Below are 19,138 nucleotides of genomic sequence, written 5' to 3'. Positions count from 1 at the left end.
CGGGTCGGCAGCGAACATCATCAGCGGTCTACCGCCACACAACGAAGCCACCTGTGGATAAACGACATCTCCTGCCTGGCTCCGCTGTGCGAGACTGACGCCATGGCCGCTCGCTTCCTGTCCCTCGCCGACGTCGAGGAGATGCTCGCGATCTCGACCCGCCAGGCGTACGCGCTCGTGCGCAGCGGAGAGCTGCCGGCGATCCAGATCGGCGGACGCGGAGTCTGGCGGGTCGAGGCGAGCGAGCTCGAGGCCTACATCGCGCGCCAGTACGCGCGCACCCGCGAGCGCATCGACTCCGGACAGCTGTGAGCCCTACGCCTGGCTGACGCACCGCAGGGCCGCGAACGGCACGGTCCGCACGCAGGTGGGCGCCCGGTCGGACTCCTCCAGGTCGAGATGGTCCTGTCCGACGCGCGCGAGGCGACCGACCGCCTGCCCCGCGCTCGTCCGCACCAAGACGCGAGCGCGGTCACGCTGCAGCTCGCGCAGCACGACGCCCAACCCGAGGGCGTCAGTACGCGCCGTCGACGGGACACAGCGCCTGGTCAGGCCCGTGATCGCGCCGACGGCGGCCAACGGCACCAGGTGCTCGGTCCGCCCGCGGGCGCCGTGTCCCTCGATCAGGACCCATGCCGCGGCGACCTGGCGGACCACGCCCCGCACACCGTCGCCGTCGCCCAGGTCGACGGCCACGCGCGCGCCGACGACGGCGCGCAGCCGGTCCGCGAGCGCGATCTGCGCGTGCTCGGCGCGCGTGAGCTCGGCGACCTGACCGTCGCGCACGGCTTGCTCGTGCGCGACGAGCTGCGCCTCGAGGTCGGCGAAGAGCAGGTCCCAGCGTTGGGCTCCCGCTGCGGTCATCACCCCTCCTTGTGACACCCACCGGATCGGCCTGACGCGGCCGGTGGCGCCCTGCGGCGCCGCGGCACAGCGTGCCACGGATCGCCCTGACACCCGTGAGTCCCGTTGCGACACGACTCTGGACAGCCGCCGCGAGGCGTGCTTCCCTTCCGGCAGCCATCGTCGCCAAACGACGTCAAACGTCACCACAAGGAGCCGCTATGAGGCCGCGAAGCCGCCCGATCACTGTCGGACCGCTCTTCTCACTCGCGGCCGGACTCGGCGCGGCAGTGGCAGCGCTCGTCTCGCGCGCTGTCGCGATCTGGCCGCAGGCCCATTCGCCCGCGGCACGAGTCGAAGACTGGGTCGAACTCGGCGTCCTCGCCGCCGCGGCGATTGCGGCCACCTGGGTGGGGGTCAGCGCGCTGCTCGGACTCGCCGTCGTCGTTTGCTCGCGCGCCGGAGCGCGCTGGCATGCGGGTGAGGCCGTGGTGCGTTGCATGGCGCCCGGCGTCGTGCGGCGGCTCGTGCGGGTCGGCGCGGGCGTCGGCGTCGGCGCCTCGCTCGCGCTCACGCCCGCGGCGGCGTTCGCCGCGACCGCGCCGCCCGATCCGATCGCCGCCGTCGCGCAGGGTGACGCCATCCATGAGGGAGGCGTCGACGAGGGCGCCCGCTTCCCTGATGGCGCCGGCCCGAGCGCGCTCGGCGCAGGCGGCGCGGGGCGCGACTCCGGCGCCGGGGCGATCCTCACTGTCGGCGCGAACGCCAGTGGCGGGCTCGACCTCGCCTGGCGGTCCACCGCGGCGCTGTCGCCCACGGTGGCCCAGTCCCCCACCGCAGACCGCTCCGCAGCCTCGGACCTCACCCCCTCAGCGGGCCCGTCCCCCGCGGCGAACCCCGCCCCGGCCTCCGCGGGCGCGGCCACGCCGGGGAGTTCTGGGACCCCCGCCGGTTCAGCGACGACGCCGTCCGCCTCCGCCGCGGCCAGCACGCAGGCGCCCACGTCGGCCCCGACGCCGTCGCACGCCTCCACAGGCGCCGGGACGTCCGGGTCCGCGACGGCAGATGCGGCCACTGCGGGGGCATCGCGAACCCCCCAGACCCCGGGCACGTCGGCGCCGACGGAGGAGATCTCGCCTGTCATCGTCACACCGGCGCCGACCTCGCGTGGCGCCGAGACCGTCGTCGTGGCGCGCGGCGACACGCTCTGGGACATCGCCGCGCGCGACCTCGGCGGCCGACCGACCGACGGCGAGATTCTCGCCGCCATGCTCGCCTGGCACCAGGCCAACCGCGCCGTCATCGGGGACGACCCCGACCTCATCCTGCCGGGCCAGATCCTCGTCCGGCCCACCTGACGCACGACCCCGACACCCTGGAGACACCGATGTCCACCACCGTCGAGCACCCCTCGCCCGCCGTCCCCCGCCTGACCGTGCGCGGACTTACTCCGCGTCCGGGTCTACCCCCTCGCGCCCCGACCCGTCCGCCGCGCGTGGCGCGGGTGCGGCTCGGCTCCGACCGGGTGCTGACCTCCGAGGCCGCCGAAGATCTCGCCTCGGCCCGACCCGTCGCCGAGCGGCCCGCACCGCCCCTGCCCGATCCGACGGCGATGTGCTGCTCCGTGGTCCGCGCGGCGGTCGAGGTGCTGCGCGGCGAGCGCGCGGCCGCGCAACTGGCCCGCTGGGTCTCCCCCGTGGTGCTCGACCAGCTCACCGAACGCGCACGCGTGCTGCGCGAGACGGCCCGCCAGTCCCCCGGAGGCCGGCCGGCACACGTGCGCCGCGTGCGGGTCGACCTGCGCGGAGAGTCCGCCGAGGCCGCGGTGATCGTCGAGGACAACGGACGCGTCCGCGCGGCGGCCGTGCGCCTGCAGGCCCACCGCGGCCAGTGGCGCGTCACCGTCCTCGAGCTCGCCTGAGCGCTCGCGGAGCCGACGGGTCGGCCGGGGTGGGTGGGGCGACGGACGCCGAAGCCCTGCGACCTGCGGTGACGCAAGACAGGTGAAAGGTCGTTGACGCCAGGCTGAGCGATCATCGCCCACCGCCGCAGCCGCCGGCCATGCGTCGAGCGTGGGAGCGCAGGGCAGGCAGCAGCCGTTCGCGCAACACACTGACTGACCCGTCCCAGTCGTCGACCTCGTCGAGCGCGTCGCTGAACAGGTCGGGCGCTCGGTCGGCCATGTGCGCGACGCGGCCCAGCAGCCATGCCTCCTCGACGCGGCCGCGTCGCTCTCGGGCAGCAAGCCCCAAAGGTACGACTCGACCGCCTCGCCGGTGTGCGGCCCGGTCCTCGCAGGAAGCGAGAGGGACAGGGGCGTGCAACCCGGCGTGCGTCCGAGGTCGGTGAACGTCAGGCGCAGGGCCCCGGCGCGCGTGCGCTCGACGTCTGCGACGTGCTCGCCCGCCAGCAGCACGGCGAGGCGACTGGCTCTCGTCATCGCGTCTCCAAATCGTCGCGGATGAGCAGGCTCGCGTCGAGGGCGTCCAGGACGCGCAGGATGACGCCTATCTCCATCCCGCGTGTCTTGCCCGCCTCCAGCGCGACGACGGTCTGGCGCGAGACGTCGGCCGAGGACGCCAGGGTCGCCTGAGTCAGCCCGCGCGCGAGCCGCAGGCTCTTGACGGATGAGCCCAGACGGGGCAGCGACCTCGCGTTGTACACCTCCATGATGTCAACGTACGCAGACACTCCTGCGATGTCTGTGTACGCCGACAGGCAGACCGTTGTAGCTCAACGAACCCGCTCGAAGCACACCACCGACGAGCCGCGCTTGAGCGCGGTGACGTGTTCGGAGTTCGCGCCGGTGCTCAGCCGCCGCAACGCCGGTGACGGGTTGGCGTCCACGACGGTCGCGAACGCCTCGAGCGTGGTCTCCGTCAACCCCGTCAACAGCACGTGGTCGGCGCCGACGAGATCGATGATGTCGGCGGCGTCGAGCACCTGGCGTGGGTTGTCGAACGCCCAGGTCACCCGGCCGCCCGGGCCGCGCGGGGCGCGCGGGGCGCGCAGGGCGCGCAGCTTCGTCAGCTCGCTGCGGACCCAGTCCGCCACCCCGAGTGGGGCGCCCGAGGTGGTCGCTGCGGCGTCCATGGCGGTCTGCAGGTGCGCGCCGTGGACCACGACCGTGCGCGGGTCGGCGCCCGACTCGGCGGCGCGTGCGAGCACCTGCCCGCGACCAGCGTCGGTGGCCAACAGCTCACCCGCCTGCTCGCGCACGGCGTTCTCCATCCGGGTCGTCTTGTCGGAGGCGACCAGGTCGATCGAGTCGGCGCCCGATGACACTGGCGAGTGGGCCAGCAGCGTCGCCAGCAGCCGCAGCATGACCCGTTCGTCGGCCCTCTCCGCGGCGAGCCGGCTGACGGTGGCCGCGTCGGCTACCTGTGCCGCCACGACGCTGGCCACCTCGCGGGCCACCTGGCCCGCTGCGCGGGCGACCTCTGCGGCGATCTTGTCCCCCAGCCCGGAGATCTCGCCGTGCAGGTCCGATGTCGCAGCGGCGGACTCACGCACCGCCTCTCGTGACGCGGCGGCCGCCTCCCGGGCGGCCACCCAGGTCAGGTCGGGCTCGGCGTGCTCGACGCTGGCCCCGTGCAGCGAGGCTGCGGCGAGCAGCGCCGCGGCCAAAGCCTGCGGGGCGACGGTGTCCTTGTTCGGCGTCTTGCGCGTGTCGAGCTCGCGCACCGCCAACGCCAGCGCCGGGTGCCCGGCGAGCAGCTCGACGGCCAGGTCCACCGGGATCTGCAGGCGCAGGCACGGTCGGTTTGTGGCTCCTCGCAGCGCCACCGACTGTGCGCGCGCCGCGTCCAGCAGCGCCCGGCTGGCCGTCTGAGCCGAGGTCTCGCTCGGCGGCGCCGGATTCGATCTCGAGGCCGCCGGCTCGGCGGGCGCGTCACCACCGGCGAGCCACGACCGGCCGGCGTCGGACGCCAGCCAGTCAGGCAGGTCCAGGACGTCGCCGTCGTCGTCGGCGACCATCTCGTAGGACGGCTGGTCTGCGATGTACCCCGCCCGCTGCGCGGGCGGGACCATGGCCAGCTGCTCGGTGTAGAGCGTCATGCCCCTTCAACGAACGTGCGCCGGTCGACCACCGCGCCCGTCCAAACCGTCGGGCGGTATCATGCAGATACCACGAAGGAGATCCCACGATGGCAATGACACTGCGGCTCACACCCGCCGAGGACGCCGCTCTTGAGCGCGCCGCCCAACGGCGGGGGATCAGCAAGCAGGAGGCGGCTCGTGACGCCGTGCGCCGGTACGCCGAGGACGACGAGCAGTTCGCCGCTCTCGTGGCCAAGGGCATCGACCGGTACAAGGACGCGCTCGACCGGCTGGCCCAGGGCGCATGACGGATGAGGTCCGCTACCTCGACCTGTTCCACCTGCTGACGCTCTCGGGTTCGCTCCTCGGCAACGAGCCCGAGGTGCGCGACCTGGGCATGCTCGAGTCCGCGCTCGCACGCCCCCGCGCCGCGATGCTCGGCGTCGAGGCGTACCCGAGCCTGCACCTCAAGGCGGCCGCGCTGCTGGACTCCGTGGTCAACAACCACGGACTGGTCGACGGGAACAAGCGCGCCGGCCTTGTCGCGGTGTTCGTGTTCTACGGCCTCAACGGCCTTGACTTCGACGCACCCCAGGACGAGATCTTCGACCTGATCATGTCCGTGGCCGATGGGTCGATGCGCGATGTGCCGTCCCTGGCGCACGCCCTCGAGTCCTGGTGCCGACCGCGCTGAGCATCCCGGGGGCAGCGCGTCTTCGCGCACCTCAAGCGCCGGGCTCGTCGTAGTCGTCGAAGTCCAGGGGGAACCCCTCGTCGTCGACGACCAGCGCCGGGCCGGACCTGGCGTGCACGCGGGGCGGGCGCACGGTGCGTATCCGTCCGGCAGCCTCGCGCGGCAGGTCTTCGGCGAGCCGGCGAACGCGCAGGGTGCGGTGGAGCATGTCGATGTCGTTACCTGCGGTGAGCTCGCTGCATGCCCGGAGATGCACTCCCCCCCTCGGGATGCCGCGCTGGCGGCGCCCGGCGGCTGCTCGCCATGCGCGCGCCAGTGTCCCTGGAATAGGACGTCCGGCACATGAGCGAGCGAATCAGACGTCCCGCCGGTTGACTGCGACGACGGCTCCGCCGACCAGAACGATGACCCACGCGAGCTCGACGATGATCGCGGCTCCTGCGCCGAGCGACTCTGAGCCGGTGCCGTACACGGTGGTGATGCCGGCTGCGGCCTCGCTGGGCATGAACTTGAGCACTGCCGGGCCCCAGCTGTCGGGGAGCAGGCCGGCCATCAGCCCGGGGACAAGCAGCAGCCCGGCGGCGACGGTCCCGATGCTGCCTGCCACGTTCCGCAGCAGCAGCCCGACCCCGAGGCCGATCAGTGCGACCACGGTCAGGTAGAGCACCATGCCCAGCAGGTCGCCCAGGACCCCGGGGTCACCGAGTGCGGGGGCAGGGTCGCCGTTCCCGGACAGGACGGCGGCGCCGATGAAGAACGCGCCGGCGACGGCGATCGCTGCGGTCACGACGCTCAGGCCGGTGAGCACGATGGCCTTGGCTGCCAGAGCCTTCCACCGCCTGGGGACGGCGGACATCGTCGCCGCGATCATCCGTGAGCCGTACTCGCGAGCGCCCGTGAGGCAGCCGAGGATGCCGATGACCAGGACGGTGATGGAGGCCCCGGACATGATCGTCGTGACCGCGTCGTCGGGGGTGTCGGCGCCTTGGACCGCGGCTGCGATGATGGCGAAGGCGATCATCAGCGCGATCACGGCACCGGCGAGGAACCAGGTGCTGGACAGGCTGCGTGCCTTGATCCACTCGAACCGGATGACCGTCGCCATGGTCTGCCGGTACGGCACGGTCCGCGGTGCGCCGACATCGGTGGTGATCGTGGTGCTCATCGCAGGGCTCCTGTCACGGTGGTGCTTGCCGGTGTGTGGGCGTGGGTCCCGCTGTACTCGACGGCGTCGCGCGTCATGGCCATGTAGGCCTCCTCGAGCGAACCAGCGTGCGGTGCGAGCTCGTGGATCCGCAGCCTGTTCTGGAAGGCGATGTCACCGATGGTTCGGGTTCCCATCCCCTGCACCTGGAACCGCTCGCTCCCGGTGGTCGTGATGGCGATCCCGTCGCCCTGGAGCAGATGAATGAGCCGGTCGGCGTCTGGGGAGACGACCGAGACGGACCCCACAGCGGAGTGCTGGATGAAGTCCCTGATGGTGGAGTCGGCGAGGATCTTTCCCTGCCCGATGACGAGCAGTCGCTCGGCAACGAGTTCCATCTCGCTCATGAGGTGCGAGGAGAGCAGGACGGTCCTGCCCTCGGCGGCCATGTCGGTGAGGAGGCCGCGCAGCCACTGCACGCCGTCGACGTCGAGCCCGTTAACCGGCTCGTCGAGGATGAGGATCTCGGGGTCGGCGAGTAGCGCTGAGGCGATCCCGAGGCGCTGGCCCATGCCGAGGGAGAACTGTCGGGTCCGACGGTGCGCGACGTCGGTCAGGCCGACGAGGTCGATGACCTCGTCGACTCGGCGCGGGCCGACCTTCACGCTGGCTCCGAGGGCGAGGAGGTGGTTGCGGGCGGAGCGTCCGCCGTCGATCGCCTTCGCGTCCAGTACCGCCCCGACCTCGGCGAGCGGCGCCTTGGATGTCGAGTAGGGCTTGCCGTTGACGTGTGCATGGCCTGACGTCGGGCCGTCCAAACCGAGGATGAGGCGCATCGTGGTGGACTTGCCGGCCCCGTTGGGTCCGAGGAACCCGGTGACGGCGCCGGGCTGGATCGTTGCGGTGATCCCGTCCACCGCGGTCTTGTCGCCGTATCTCTTCGTGAGCTCGTGCAGCTCGATCATGGTGTTCCTTGCTCTCTGGTGTCGGTGAGACCACGATGCGAGCCTGGTCCGGTGCGGGGCATCGGACCGGGGTAGGACGTGGGGTACCGCAGGTGCGGTACCCCACGTACCGGTTGCTCATCGCGTCGAGGTCGCTAAGGGCTGGGTGGCGTCGACCGTGCGACTGAGGTGCTCTCCTTCGATCGAGACTTGCGGTGTGATGCGGTCGGCCCAGCGGGGGAACCACCAGTTGCGAGGGCCGATGAGGTGCATCAGGGCTGGCATCAGGCCGAGTCGCACGATGAAGGCGTCCGCGAGGATGGCGACGGCCATGCCGATGCCCATCTCGGCGATGATGCGGAACCCGATCGTGCCGAACGAGGCGAAGACCAGGAACATGATCGTTGCGGCGGCGGCGATGACGTGGCCGGTCTCGCTCATGCCGATTTGGATGGCGCGGTGGTTGTCCCGGGTGAGGCTCCACTCCTCGTGGATTCGGCTCACGAGGAACACCTGGTAGTCCATGGAGAGCCCGAACACGATGCCTACGACGACCACGGGAACCAAGGGTTCGATCGGTGCGGCCCCGCCGACGCCAAGCAGGCCGGAGAGCCAGCCCCACTGGAAGGCTGCGGTGACGGCGCCGAGGGAGACCGCCATCGTCAGCAGGTTGCTGAGCGCTCCGACGAGCGGGACCACGATGCTGCGGAACGCGAGGACGAGCAGCAGGAATCCCAGGGTCGCGATGATGGCGAGGTACAACGGGAGCTTTGACGTGAGCAACTGCGCGAAGTCCACGTTCGAGGCCGTCGTGCCGCCCACGTACACCTGGAGCCTCGTTCCGGACTCTGCGTCGGGGATCACGTCGGACCGCAGGGTGTCGACCAGTCGGGCCGTCCCCTCGTCCTGCGCCGTGGTCGTGGGTGTGACGGTCAGGACCGCGATCTGCTGATCTGGTCCCGTCGGGGCAGCGGCGACGCTCGCGACTCCGGGCGTGTCCGTGATCTCGGAGGCGAGCTTGTCGAAGCTCGTACGAGCAGCGTCGTCCGGAGTCTGGGCCACGAGCAGCAGCGGAGAGTCGAAGCCCTCTCCGAAACCGTCGGCCATGAGGACGTGGAAGCGGTTCGTGGCGGAGGAGACGGGGTCACTGCTCGCGTCGGCCGAACCCAGGCGGATGCTCAGTGCGGGCACAGCGAGCGTCAGCATGACGATCCCCGCCGTGACGGCGGCGGCAACCGGCCGGCGCCCGACGGTCGCAGCCCAGCGCGCGAACACGCCGCCGGCCGTCTCCGTCACCGCACTGTCCATGGGTAGGGCGCGGCGCTGCTTGCGGCTCAGCACTCGATGCCCCATGAAGCCGAGGAAGGCCGGCAGGAGAGTCACGGCGGAGGCGACTGTGAGTGCGACCGTGATCGCCGCTCCCACGGCCATGCCGGACAGGATCCCAACTTGCAGCACCAGCAGGCCCAAGAGCGCGACGATGACCGTCCCGCCGGCGAAGATCACTGCGCGACCGGACGTGCTGATCGCCTCGGCCGCCGCCGCTTCGACGGACTTGCCGCGCAGCAGCGCCTTGCGATGGCGGTTCACGATGAACAGGGCGTAGTCGATGCCGACCCCGAGCCCGATGAGCGAGCCCATCGACGTGGTCTGGCTGGACAGGTCGATCACGTGGGAGCCAAGCATGACGACCAGCGCGGACAACGCGACCCCGGCGACCCCAGTCGCGATTGGTAGCACTGCGGCCCAGGCCGAGCGGAAGACCAGGAGCAGTACGAGCAGCGCAGCGACCACGCCGATCAGCTCGACGGGAGCGCCGCCGAAGGACTGATGGAACTGCGAGCCCCAGGCTGCGGCATCGAACCCGGCCGACTCGTCGAACGTGTCCACCAACTCGGTCACGGCCGCCGTGTCGGCACCGTCCGCTACGCCCAGCGTGGCGTAGGCAGTACCGGTCTCCGTGCTGAGCTGAGCGGCTCCCGCGTCGTCGTACGGGCTCAGGACCGACTCGATGCCGTCAACCTCGGCCACTTCGGCCAGCAAGGTGTCGACCTGTTGGACGACCCACGGGTCGTCGATCGGTACGTCCTCGACGTGCCACACGATCTTCGCGGTACCGGCGCTCGCCTTCGTCGCGCCCGCTCCCGCGTCAGCGAGCAGAGCATAGGCCGTGCTCGACTCGGTCCCGGGCGCGGACGTTTCGTCGGTGAAGGCGTTGCCTGCGGTGAGGACCCCGACACCGGCACCCGCAAACAACAAGAGCCAGATACCGACGACGACGAAGCGGTGCCTGACGGACCACCGGGCGAGAGCAGACATGGACACGGCCTTCCACGGGAGCTGGACTGGATGTCGCCACCCTCGCTGCTCGGTCGTTCGCAGTCGTCGGACCGGTGCGGTATCGCCATACCGCTGTTGGTGTACATCGGCGCGACCAGGACACCGCGGACCCCGGGGCACGGCACGATGGGTCTTGGCGCCGCGACGGCGCCCGAGGAACCACCACGAGGGGAGCGGTCAGCCGTGAGGGACGCGATCAGCGGGCCGGTGAAGCCGGTCTCGAGAACGCGGACGTGGCTGACCGAGTCCGTCGTCCTACTCGTCGTTCTCGTGGCCATGCTCAGCGTGTCCTGGCTGTACGAGGGCTCGTGGAAGGCGCCCGATGGGCTGCTCCTGGTGTTCGTCGTCGGCGCGTGGGCGCCCCTCGCGGCGCGAAGGCCGTACCCGCTGGTCGCGCTCGTCGGCACGGCCGTGGTCGAGTGTCTGCACATCGTGGTTCTCCCAGTCGACGCCCATGGGCTCGCAGACGCGGTGGGCCTGGGGGCGTACCAGCCCGTCCCGCTCGCGACGTCCTTCGCCGCGTGGACCCTCGCCGCCCGCCACCCCGGGCTTCGTGGCTGGGCGCCCGGGGTCGTGGCCGCCGCGGCGCTGTTTGTCACCGGCCTGGTGGCGGGCAGGTCAGGGCTGGTCACCACCGACTTCGTCATGCTCGACACCGTGGTGCTCGCGACAGTCGTCGGTGCCGCGCAGTCGTCCCGTCGGGAGCGGATCCACCGGCAGGAGCAGGCCCGCGCCGAGCACGCTCGCCGGGCGGTCGTGGACGAGCGGATGCGGATCGCACGCGAGCTGCACGACGCGCTCGCCCACCGCCTGACGCTCGTCAACGCCCAGGCGTCCGTCGCCGAGTACCTGGTCGAGGAGGGACAGCCCGGGGCTGGCGCCGCCGTGAAGGACATCGCCCGACACACCCGCGAGGCGCTGGACGAGTTGCGCACCACCGTTGGTGTGCTGCGCGAGGACGGTGGGGAGACCACGGCGACCGTGGAGGCACGCACACCCTCGCCGGGGATGGGCGATGTCGAGCGACTCGTCTCCGAGTTCCGCGCGTCAGGGGCCCGCATCACCCTCCACCTCGAGGGTGAGCCCCAGCCGCTGACCACGAGCGGGGACCTCGCCGGATACCGCATCGTCCAGGAATCCCTGACGAACGCGCTCAAGCACGCACCCGGGTCCGACATCCGGGTGCACCTGACCTGGCGACCCGACGAGCTCGAGATCCAGGTCGTCAACGGGCTACGCCGCGATGGCCGGCAGGTGCAAGGTATCGGATCGCGCAGCGGCCTCATCGGGCTGCGCGAACGAGCGCTCGCCGCCGGCGGCCGCTTCGACTCGGCGGCACGCGACGACGGCGGGTTCGCCGTCCGCGCCCACATCCCCACGACGCACCCCGGCGGTACCGATGAACGATGACGTCGCTGTCACACCACCAGTCGGCCCCGAGGGCCGGGCGGCGCCCATCCGCGTTCTGCTCGCAGACGACCAGACCCTGCTGCGCTCGACCTTCCGTCTGATGCTGGACGCGACACCGGACCTCGAGGTCGTCGGCGAGGCCGCCACCGGCGTCGAGGCGGTCGCCCGCGCTCGCTCCGACCGCGCGGACGTCGTCGTGATGGATATCCGCATGCCCGAGATGGACGGCATCGAGGCGACGCGCCGGATCACGTCCGACGACGACCTGGCAGGCGTCAGGGTTCTCGTCCTGACCACCTTCGAGACGGAGGACCTCGTCATCCAGGCGATCACCGCAGGCGCGAGCGGGTACCTCAGCAAAGGCGTCGAGCCTCGTGCGTTCCTCGACGCGATCCGGACCGTCGCAGCGGGCGACTCCCTGCTGTCACCGCTCGCGACCACCGCGCTTATCGGCCGGTTTCTGGGCCGCGCAAGCGGCACTCGTTCGCCGGCGACCTCACATGAGGACATCCCGCCCCTCTCCGCCGGGCCGGCGCTGCAGGCTCTGACCCCGCGCGAGCGGGAGATCACCGCGCTGGTCGGACGAGGACTGTCGAACATCGACATCGCGCGTCGGCTGTTCATCAGCCCGGCGACGACCAAGACCCACGTCAACCGCGCCATGATGAAGACGGACTCGCGCGACCGCGCCCAGCTCGTGGTCTTCGCATACGAGAACGGCCTGGTCACCCCGGGCGGGAGCGCCTGAAGGCACGACGCGACGTACGGCCGACGCGGTATGGGCGTTACGTCGGCTGGGTGACGACACTGGCAACCGTCTCTGGCGACGATGGTGCCCCGACCCTTTCAGTGAGCGAGCGATGACCCATGAACGTAGAAGACGAGGCGACCCCATCCGCCGAGCTCGAGCCCCACGCCAAACTTGACCTGTGCAGCATTCGCCGAGCCGGGAACGGCATATCGACCTTCTCGCAACAGGTTGCGACGATGTCCTGTCGGTTGGCAGCGGCGGGAGCAGGCCTCGGTGTGAGGGTGGCGATTGCGATCGACAGGGCGAGCGCACGAGCCGTGGCCGCGTGGGCGTGCTGGTCGATCGGTGCCGTCGTGGTGGCCTCAGATCCAAGCCTTCGCGATCGCCGTCGGCTGCGGGCGTTCCGGCTCGGTGAGCCGGACATCCTGGTGGCCGACTCCCGGGGCCTCATCCAGACCCGCGACCTTCCGGCACCCGAGTTACGGATCGCGTTGACCGGACGTGCTGGGACGAGCTCGGTCGGTCCGCTCGGTGACCACGTCCGTCTCTGCGACATCGCCACGGATCCGCACCACGAGCCGCGTCCGTCACACCCTGACGCGGACGCCGCAATCCTGTTCGGCCCGAATGGCAACGACCGGGGGGTGCACTACACGCTCGCCGACCTGTCCTCGCTGGTTAAGCACGTCCTCGGCGCAGGCGATGACCGTCGTTGGTCAGCGCTCGGCGCGCGTCTGGGTACCGTCGACACCGCGGTGTCGCTGCTCTGGCCGGGCCTGATGGCGCACCCCGCAGCATCGTCAGCCGGGTGAGCTCGCGTGGCTGACGTGCTGGACTACCTTCGCTGGCGCGGCGACGTCACGCTGGCGGAACGGCCGTTCAACATCGTCGACAACCTTGTCATCAGCGCGCTCGCGTACCTCGACCTCGACGGCATCGTCCCCGGACCCGGCGCCGGTTCGATCTCGATCAGGCAGGCCGCCGTGCGTGCGACCACCCACGAGCACCGCGGCACCGACCGCCGGCTGGACATCGTGCCGGCGACACTCCTCGACGACGTCGCTCGCACTGCGCGCTTCGCGGATGCGCTCCTGAGCGACTACCGCGACGACTCCGACGAGAGCTTGGGGATGCAGTTCTCGGCCCTGACGATCCAGCTCGACGACGACACGACCTATGTCACCTTCCGCGGCACGGACAACACGATCATGGGGTGGCGCGAGGACTTCGCGATGAGCTTCCAAGTCATGCCGGCGCAGGTCGAAGCCGCTTCCTACCTGCGGGCCGTGGCCGAGCGCACGACGACCCCACTACGCGTCGGCGGGCACTCCAAAGGAGGCAACCTCGCCGTCTACTCCGCCATGCTCCTCCCGCCCGAGCACCAGGCCCGGCTCCTCGACGTCCACAGCAACGACGGGCCCGGGCTCAGCACCGACCTCATCGATCGCGCAGGCCTGAACCGGATCAGCGACCGCATCACGAAAGTCGTCCCCGAGTGGGCGCTCATCGGCGCACTGTTCGAGAACGACCCACCCACCCATGTCGTCGCGAGCGACGCACGAGGACTACTCCAGCACGACATCATGAGCTGGCAGGTCGAGCGCGCCTCTTTGAAAGAGGTCGCCGAGATCTCCCGCCGCGCTGGCGTCCTCAACGGAGCAATCGACGAGTGGTTGCGCGACGCCACCGTCGACGACCGCAGGGACTTCACCAACGCACTCTTCGGCGCGCTCGGTGCGGGGGGCGCACGCCTGACCACCGAGATCGCGCACGTCGACTACGGGAGCGTCGAGTCGGTGCTCGTCGCCCTCATGCGCTCGCGCCCCCAGACACGGCGGCCGGTAGCCCTCGCCCTGCGCGTCGCCGCACGCACCTTGGCCTCAGCCGACTACCGCGCGATCGGGCGCGACAACCGCACCCTGCGCGGCGTCGGCTCCCTGGCCCTGGGCATCTTCTTCATGGCACTGCCCTCGCTCGCCGTGCAGATCGTCGGGGCGACGGGCGTCTTCATCCTCGCCGTCTGGGGAACCGTCCGCGTGAGCCGGTACGTGGCTCGATTCCGCACCGTCCACAACCTCGACTGGCGGTTCATCACGGCCCAGGCCCTGCTGCTGGGCCTGCTGCTCACCCTCATCCCTCGACTGGACGTCCTCGTCGTGCCGACGAACCTGTTGCTCGGCATCGCGTTCCTCGCCCATGCATGGGGTAGCTCTCGGCGGGCGTTTCGTCGGTGGGACGAACGTCCACGTCGGCGCCTACAGGGCATCCTGCACCTGATGAGTGGTGTCCTCGCCACCGCTCTCGGGATCTTCGCGCTCACCACGGCCGGGCACGTCCAGCCGGCCTTCGTCCTGCAGGCCGGCGTATACCTCAGTGTCGTAGGAACCACAGAGGTACTGGTATCCATGCGAGTTGACATCCTCCCGCCCTGAAGGACGGGGATTCCCGGGTTCTGGTTGGCGGTCATACTGCCTTCCGTTCTCGGGTGGTTGACGCGGTTGTGGTCGTGCCACGGTTGCGTCCATCGACCGTCCGACGTGGTCGGGGGTCTACCGCCTGTCCGGCGGCAAGGGTGATCGCGCGAGACAGGATGTTCTCGGCGGCGTTGGTGTCGGCGTTCGCCTCGTGACCGCAGTCGACGCACCGGAACTCCGCTTGGTTCTTGCGGTTCTCGGGTGCGGTGTGACCGCAGTGGTGGCAACGCTGGGACGTGTATCTGGCGGGCACCTCGACCACCAGGGTCTTGGCACCGGCCGGGGTGTTTGCGGCCTTGTCGTGCAGGCGCTTCGCGAACTTGCCCCAGCACGAGGCGTGGATCGTCTTGTTGAGGGCAGCCTTGGCCTTCGCGCCGTTAGGTAGGAACACGCCGGTGTTCTCGGGGTCGGGCTTCGGGGCGGGCTTGCGGACCATGCCCCGGGTGTTCAGGGCTTCGATCCCGATCAGGTCGTGCTCGCGCACGAGGGTGGTGGTGGTCTGCTCGATCCAGTCGGTGCGCCGGTCGGTCAGGCGTTGGTGCAGGCGCGCGATCTTGCCCTTGGTGACAGCGCGCCGGTTGGAGCCCTTGACCTGGCGGGCCAACTGCTGCTGCAACGCCACGTAGCGGGCCTGCTCCCCGGGCGTCCACCCGGGGATGGAACCCATGACCGACTCCGAGGTCGCGATCGTGTTCGCCACACCCCGGTCGATCCCGGTGACCGCGCCCGTGGGCTTGCGGTCGAACACAGGAGGTGGGGTGACCAGGGACACGTGCCAGCGTCCGGCCTTGAACGTGACCCGTGCTGATGTGGCGGCGGTGACCTGAGCCCGGGGGCGGGTCAGGCGGAACTTGACCGCACCGACCTTGGGCACGTGCACGGTGGCCCACCGGTGGTTGACCTTCGTGACGGTCAGGTCGCGGATCACGAACCCCTCATGAACACCCCTCTTCCGCCACGTCGGGCGAGAGAAGTGGTGAGGGTTCTTCCACCAGGACTGCCGGGCGCGGTCGAAGTCACGCAACGCGGCCTGCTGGACCACCGATGACCCCGCACCCAACCAGGCATGCTCACGGCGGGCCTGAGCGAGTTGAGCAGCCTGGGCGACATAGTTCGGGGTCGGACCCTTGTCACGGCGCCACATGTTCGACTGCTCGACTGCGAGGTTCCACACGAACCTGGCATGCCCGCAGTGCACGACCATCGCCTCGGCCTGGGCCGGGGTCGGATACAGACGCGCCCTGATACTCAACGGTGGAACCTCCCATCCATGAACTCGACACCACCTCTGTGGGGTGGGGTGCTACACCTGTCCCGTAACCGGTACGGGGGCAGAATGACGCGGCTATCTCCGCCCTGAAGGACGGAGTCTGCGCCGCTAGCAGGAAGATCACGGTGCGCCCGGCGTCAGAGGCGACTCGCACAAAGACAGAGCGCTCGCGCACGGGGCTCAAGCCCCGGGCTCGTCGTAGTCGTCGAAGTCCAGGGGGAACCCCTCGTCGTCGTCGACGATCAACGCCGGGCCGCCGCGGGGCTTGTCCGCCGTCTGGCCGGACGCGGCTCCCGCGGCGGCCTCGCCAGACCCCGAGTCGCCCATGATCCGCTCGCTGGCGGCGCCGCCGGCCGCCGACGCCGTCGAGGTGGACCCCTGAGCGGTCGCGCCGATGACCCAGGGAGCGAACTCCTCGCGCAGCAGGGCGATGGTCTCGTCGAGGGACGGGCGCCCCACCACATTGGCCTGGATCAGCGACATGACCTGCTCGGCGTAGAAGTCCGGTTCCATGTAGGTGATCTCGTCCTCGTCGATGCCGGCGACCTGCTGGTACTCGGCCTTGGACTGGGTTGAGGCCAACGCCTGGGCGCAGATGCGCTGCAGCGCGGACTCGAAGTTCGGGGTGTCCTTGCGCGGGTCATATGCGCCGGCGTTCGACAGCGACGGCAGGTTCTGCAGTGAGAACGTCGGCGCCCCGACGGGCGGCTGTTTGTCCAGCAGGGCGTACGCCATCGGCATGATGGTCTCGTCGCGGTTCCAGATCGGGTACTCACCGCTGCGCAGCACAACCCAGTTACGGGCAGGCAAGAACGTCAAGTCGTTGGCGAGAATGACGTTCTCCGTGTCGAGGGCCATCGTGTACGACACGCGCCCTTCGACGGACTTGAACTGGAGCAGATCCTCCATGTCCTTGGTCACCGTCTTCGATCCGCGGTAGGCGACGTGGCGCTGCCCGCTCATCTTCGACAGCCGCTCGATGAGCTCGGTGTCGGTGGACTTCAGGAAAATCAGGTTCGCGGTGTTGGACTGCAGGATCGACTCGACCGACCCGCCGTAAATCTCGGTGAGCTGCTGCAAGGACTGCAGGATCAGATGGAACTGCTGGCGCTGGCCGAGACCGATGGACAGCAGCGTCTCGAAGCCGCGCAGACCGTTGCCCTCGGACTTGAGGTTGCCGATCTCGTCGAGCATGAACTTCGTGCCCAGGTCCGGCTGCTGGTTCGTGCGGGTCATGTACGCCGCCTCGAAGTTGAGGTCGACCATGTCTCGTAGCAGCACCAGCAGCAGGCGCGCGTACTTGTCCAGGTGCGGCGGGGTGATCATGAACAGCGCCTTGGGCGACTGCGAGTACCGCACCGACGTCGAGCGCACGATCGGCGTGGCGACCTCCTCGAGGTGGGCCTGGCCGTCTCGCTTGGCCACGAGCTCTTGGTCGTACACCGAGGTGCGCGGCTGGCCGCCCACCGCGATCTCGGTGAGCAGCCCGTCGCGCACGATCCGCTCGCCGGTCAGCGGCTTGGTCACGATCGTCCGGCCGCGGTCGGCGTGGCGGTAGCCCTTGTCGAACCGGAACCGCATCGTCTCGACCGTGGTCCCGGCGGTCTGGGAGACGGCCTCGAGCAGCACGTAGGTGGTGTCGGCCGGGAACATCCCGCGTAGATAGAAGTAGGCCCACCCGTTCTGGGTGAGGGTGTCCGTGTGGCTGAACTCGGGGTCCGGCGTCACCAGGTCGACCATCGCCGCCTGGCACGTGGGGCACAGGCCGTCGTCGGGCCACGCGCCGGTCACCTTGCCCGTCTTGGCGGCGCACCTCGCATCGGCGCACTCGAACGTCACGCGCCCACCGAGCGGTTCGGAGAACAGCGGGTCGGCGTACGCCGACCACCGCACCTGGGAGCCACCCATGGCCCTGTTGCGCACGTAGGCGGGGTCCAGGCGCACGGCGAGCCGGCGCGGGAACGACAGGCTGGCGATGTCGACGGTCTCCGACGGCGGGCCGGAGGTCAGCATCATCACCGTCGGGTCGGAGAAGTAGTTCATCGCGGCCAGCGCGATGCCGTACACGGAGCTGATGGTGCGCTCGGAGCCGCCCATGGCGCGCAGCGAGGCGTCCTCGTTGATGGCCAGCCGACGTATCTCGGAGACGGGCAGGTGGCGCATCGCCCGGAAGTACAGGCTCAGCCCGTCCATGGTCTGCTCGCCGAACCCGGCCCACAGCGTCTCGTCCTCGGCCTCCAGCAGGTGTCTGTGCTCGGCGCGCCCAGGTCACGGGCCGGGGCGGCGTCCCGACGCGGAGGCACTTCTACCCGTCGTCTTCGATGACGGACGCGCAGTGGGCTCTGCTCGAGCCGTTGTCGCCGACGCCTGGCGGTCACGGTGGGTCAAGCATAGAGGCGAGCTTCTTGGCACACTATTTCTGCTTGCTGTCGATCTCCGCGGCTCTCGCCCGCACGATGGCGTCCACGACGTCGTCGGGCAGCGGGGCCTCCGGCCGGAACGACACCGAGCCCTTGGTGAGGCGGAAGCCCGCGAGCCGGTCGGCAACGCCCTCCAGCGCGGCCGGGCTGAACGGATACAGCCCCAGGTGCTGCTTGGTCACCATGACCGAGATCAGCGGGCTCCCCCGGTAGCGCAGCGCCGGCATCCCGTACGACCGCCCCTCCTCGACCTCGGAGAGGAGGGCACGGGCGCGGTCGAGCACGTGCGCGACGGCCTCATGCTCGGGTCCCTCGAGCGTGGCCAGGTAGTCGGTGACGTCTCCCATGCCGCCATGCTTCACCGTCGAGGCGGGTGCACGCAGCGCGAGCGGCGGCACCCGCCCCTCCACCGTCGTCGTCAAGCGGTGACGGTCCGCTCCTGCTCGCCGCGTAGCGTCAGGAACATCACCAAGGCCGACGAGGACCACGAGGAGGATCCCGAGCGTGCCCCAGATGGTGTCTCCAGTGATCCTGATGAACAGCGTCCACATCGCAGGGGCCATGAACGACGCCGCCTTGCCCTGTGTTGACTTCCTCTCCCGGCTGAAGCCGGGAGATTCCTGGTGTTGCGGTTCGGGGACTGTTGGTTGTTCATGCGACCACCTCGTACTCGCTGCCAGAGGGTTGGTGCTTCACGGATGCCGCAACCCATGCGTGCCCGGCCACGGTGAACGACTGCCCGGCTCCATCAGACCCGCAAGGTAGATGCTGGTGTGCGCCACGATTTGCTCTGCCGTGGCCAGTGGT

The 19,138-nt window shown here is 70.1% G+C and carries 20 protein-coding genes and 1 pseudogene; 9 read left to right on the top strand and 12 right to left on the bottom strand.

What is annotated here, in order from left to right; genetic code table 11:
- Positions 1-102: 102 nt before the first annotated feature.
- Positions 103-312: a helix-turn-helix transcriptional regulator gene (locus EV386_RS01390; protein ID WP_130411654.1), complete on the top strand. Its 210-nt coding sequence runs from the start codon at positions 103-105 to the stop codon at positions 310-312.
- 3 nt (positions 313-315) lie between these two features.
- Here EV386_RS01390 and EV386_RS01385 read toward each other — a convergent pair whose 3' ends face one another.
- Positions 316-864 carry a hypothetical protein gene (locus EV386_RS01385; protein ID WP_130411652.1) on the bottom strand — a complete coding sequence of 183 codons (549 nt, stop codon included), beginning with the start codon at positions 862-864 and terminating at the stop codon, positions 316-318.
- A gap of 200 nt (positions 865-1,064) precedes the next feature.
- On the opposite strand from EV386_RS01385, the gene EV386_RS01380 reads away from it, so the two are divergent.
- Both EV386_RS01380 and EV386_RS18605 read left to right on the top strand, forming a co-directional pair.
- Positions 1,065-2,201 (top strand): LysM peptidoglycan-binding domain-containing protein, encoded by a 1,137-nt coding sequence (locus EV386_RS01380; RefSeq protein WP_130411650.1) that lies wholly within the window; start codon positions 1,065-1,067, stop codon positions 2,199-2,201.
- Between the two features lie 29 nt (positions 2,202-2,230).
- Positions 2,231-2,764 (top strand): Rv3235 family protein, encoded by a 534-nt coding sequence (locus tag EV386_RS18605; RefSeq protein WP_242607779.1) that lies wholly within the window; start codon positions 2,231-2,233, stop codon positions 2,762-2,764.
- A 112-nt stretch (positions 2,765-2,876) separates the two neighbouring features.
- Here EV386_RS18605 and EV386_RS18600 read toward each other — a convergent pair whose 3' ends face one another.
- The 4 genes and pseudogenes from EV386_RS18600 to EV386_RS01365 form a co-directional block, all read right to left on the bottom strand.
- On the bottom strand, positions 2,877-3,095 hold the full coding sequence (locus EV386_RS18600; protein ID WP_242607778.1) for a hypothetical protein: 219 nt from the start codon (positions 3,093-3,095) through the stop codon (positions 2,877-2,879).
- A gap of 26 nt (positions 3,096-3,121) precedes the next feature.
- Positions 3,122-3,283: pseudogene (locus tag EV386_RS18935) on the bottom strand (type II toxin-antitoxin system HipA family toxin); the annotation flags it as partial.
- Entirely contained in the window at positions 3,280-3,513 is a 234-nt protein-coding gene (locus EV386_RS01370) for a helix-turn-helix domain-containing protein (protein ID WP_242607777.1), read from the bottom strand. The gene EV386_RS01370 and the pseudogene EV386_RS18935, both read right to left, overlap by 4 nt.
- 63 nt (positions 3,514-3,576) lie before the next feature.
- Complete coding sequence (locus tag EV386_RS01365) at positions 3,577-4,902, bottom strand: hypothetical protein (protein WP_130411644.1); 1,326 nt, start codon at positions 4,900-4,902, stop codon at positions 3,577-3,579.
- An 89-nt stretch (positions 4,903-4,991) separates the two neighbouring features.
- On the opposite strand from EV386_RS01365, the gene EV386_RS01360 reads away from it, so the two are divergent.
- Positions 4,992-5,192: a ribbon-helix-helix protein, CopG family gene (locus EV386_RS01360; protein WP_130411642.1), complete on the top strand. Its 201-nt coding sequence runs from the start codon at positions 4,992-4,994 to the stop codon at positions 5,190-5,192.
- Positions 5,189-5,578, top strand: coding sequence for a type II toxin-antitoxin system death-on-curing family toxin (locus EV386_RS01355; protein WP_130411640.1), 390 nt, complete (start codon positions 5,189-5,191; stop codon positions 5,576-5,578). Before EV386_RS01360 ends, EV386_RS01355 begins: the two co-directional genes overlap by 4 nt.
- 31 nt (positions 5,579-5,609) lie before the next feature.
- Here EV386_RS01355 and EV386_RS18170 read toward each other — a convergent pair whose 3' ends face one another.
- From EV386_RS18170 to EV386_RS01340, 4 genes are all read right to left on the bottom strand, one after another.
- Entirely contained in the window at positions 5,610-5,786 is a 177-nt protein-coding gene (locus EV386_RS18170) for a hypothetical protein (RefSeq protein WP_165399803.1), read from the bottom strand.
- 147 nt (positions 5,787-5,933) lie between these two features.
- Complete coding sequence (locus EV386_RS01350) at positions 5,934-6,743, bottom strand: ABC transporter permease (protein WP_130411638.1); 810 nt, start codon at positions 6,741-6,743, stop codon at positions 5,934-5,936.
- A complete protein-coding gene (locus EV386_RS01345; RefSeq protein ID WP_130411636.1) occupies positions 6,740-7,687 on the bottom strand; it encodes an ABC transporter ATP-binding protein in 948 nt (315 codons plus the stop codon). Before EV386_RS01345 ends, EV386_RS01350 begins: the two co-directional genes overlap by 4 nt.
- Positions 7,688-7,804: 117 nt before the next feature.
- Positions 7,805-9,985 carry an MMPL family transporter gene (locus EV386_RS01340; protein WP_130411634.1) on the bottom strand — a complete coding sequence of 727 codons (2,181 nt, stop codon included), beginning with the start codon at positions 9,983-9,985 and terminating at the stop codon, positions 7,805-7,807.
- A gap of 297 nt (positions 9,986-10,282) precedes the next feature.
- On the opposite strand from EV386_RS01340, the gene EV386_RS01335 reads away from it, so the two are divergent.
- From EV386_RS01335 to EV386_RS01320, 4 genes are all read left to right on the top strand, one after another.
- Positions 10,283-11,416, top strand: coding sequence for a sensor histidine kinase (locus EV386_RS01335; protein WP_242608037.1), 1,134 nt, complete (start codon positions 10,283-10,285; stop codon positions 11,414-11,416).
- Positions 11,406-12,164: a response regulator transcription factor gene (locus EV386_RS01330; RefSeq protein WP_130411630.1), complete on the top strand. Its 759-nt coding sequence runs from the start codon at positions 11,406-11,408 to the stop codon at positions 12,162-12,164. Before EV386_RS01335 ends, EV386_RS01330 begins: the two co-directional genes overlap by 11 nt.
- Before the next feature lie 119 nt (positions 12,165-12,283).
- On the top strand, positions 12,284-12,979 hold the full coding sequence (locus EV386_RS01325) for an AMP-binding protein (RefSeq protein WP_130411628.1): 696 nt from the start codon (positions 12,284-12,286) through the stop codon (positions 12,977-12,979).
- A gap of 6 nt (positions 12,980-12,985) precedes the next feature.
- Positions 12,986-14,599, top strand: a complete 1,614-nt coding sequence (locus EV386_RS01320) for an Mbeg1-like protein (protein ID WP_130411626.1) — start codon at positions 12,986-12,988, stop codon at positions 14,597-14,599.
- 31 nt (positions 14,600-14,630) lie between these two features.
- Here the strand turns inward: EV386_RS01320 and EV386_RS01315 are convergent, their stop codons facing one another.
- From EV386_RS01315 to EV386_RS18905, 3 genes are all read right to left on the bottom strand, one after another.
- Positions 14,631-15,893 carry an RNA-guided endonuclease InsQ/TnpB family protein gene (locus EV386_RS01315; RefSeq protein ID WP_130411624.1) on the bottom strand — a complete coding sequence of 421 codons (1,263 nt, stop codon included), beginning with the start codon at positions 15,891-15,893 and terminating at the stop codon, positions 14,631-14,633.
- A gap of 198 nt (positions 15,894-16,091) precedes the next feature.
- Positions 16,092-18,104, bottom strand: coding sequence for a TraM recognition domain-containing protein (locus tag EV386_RS01310; protein WP_130411622.1), 2,013 nt, complete (start codon positions 18,102-18,104; stop codon positions 16,092-16,094).
- Between the two features lie 220 nt (positions 18,105-18,324).
- Positions 18,325-18,894, bottom strand: a complete 570-nt coding sequence (locus EV386_RS18905; protein ID WP_341272796.1) for an iron chaperone — start codon at positions 18,892-18,894, stop codon at positions 18,325-18,327.
- Positions 18,895-19,138 lie beyond the last annotated feature (244 nt).

The sequence above is a fragment of the Xylanimonas ulmi genome (genome assembly GCF_004216535.1).
GTDB lineage: Bacteria > Actinomycetota > Actinomycetes > Actinomycetales > Cellulomonadaceae > Xylanimonas > Xylanimonas ulmi.
Note: the sequence above shows the minus strand (reverse complement) of the source record. Positions and strands in the feature narration are given on the sequence as shown.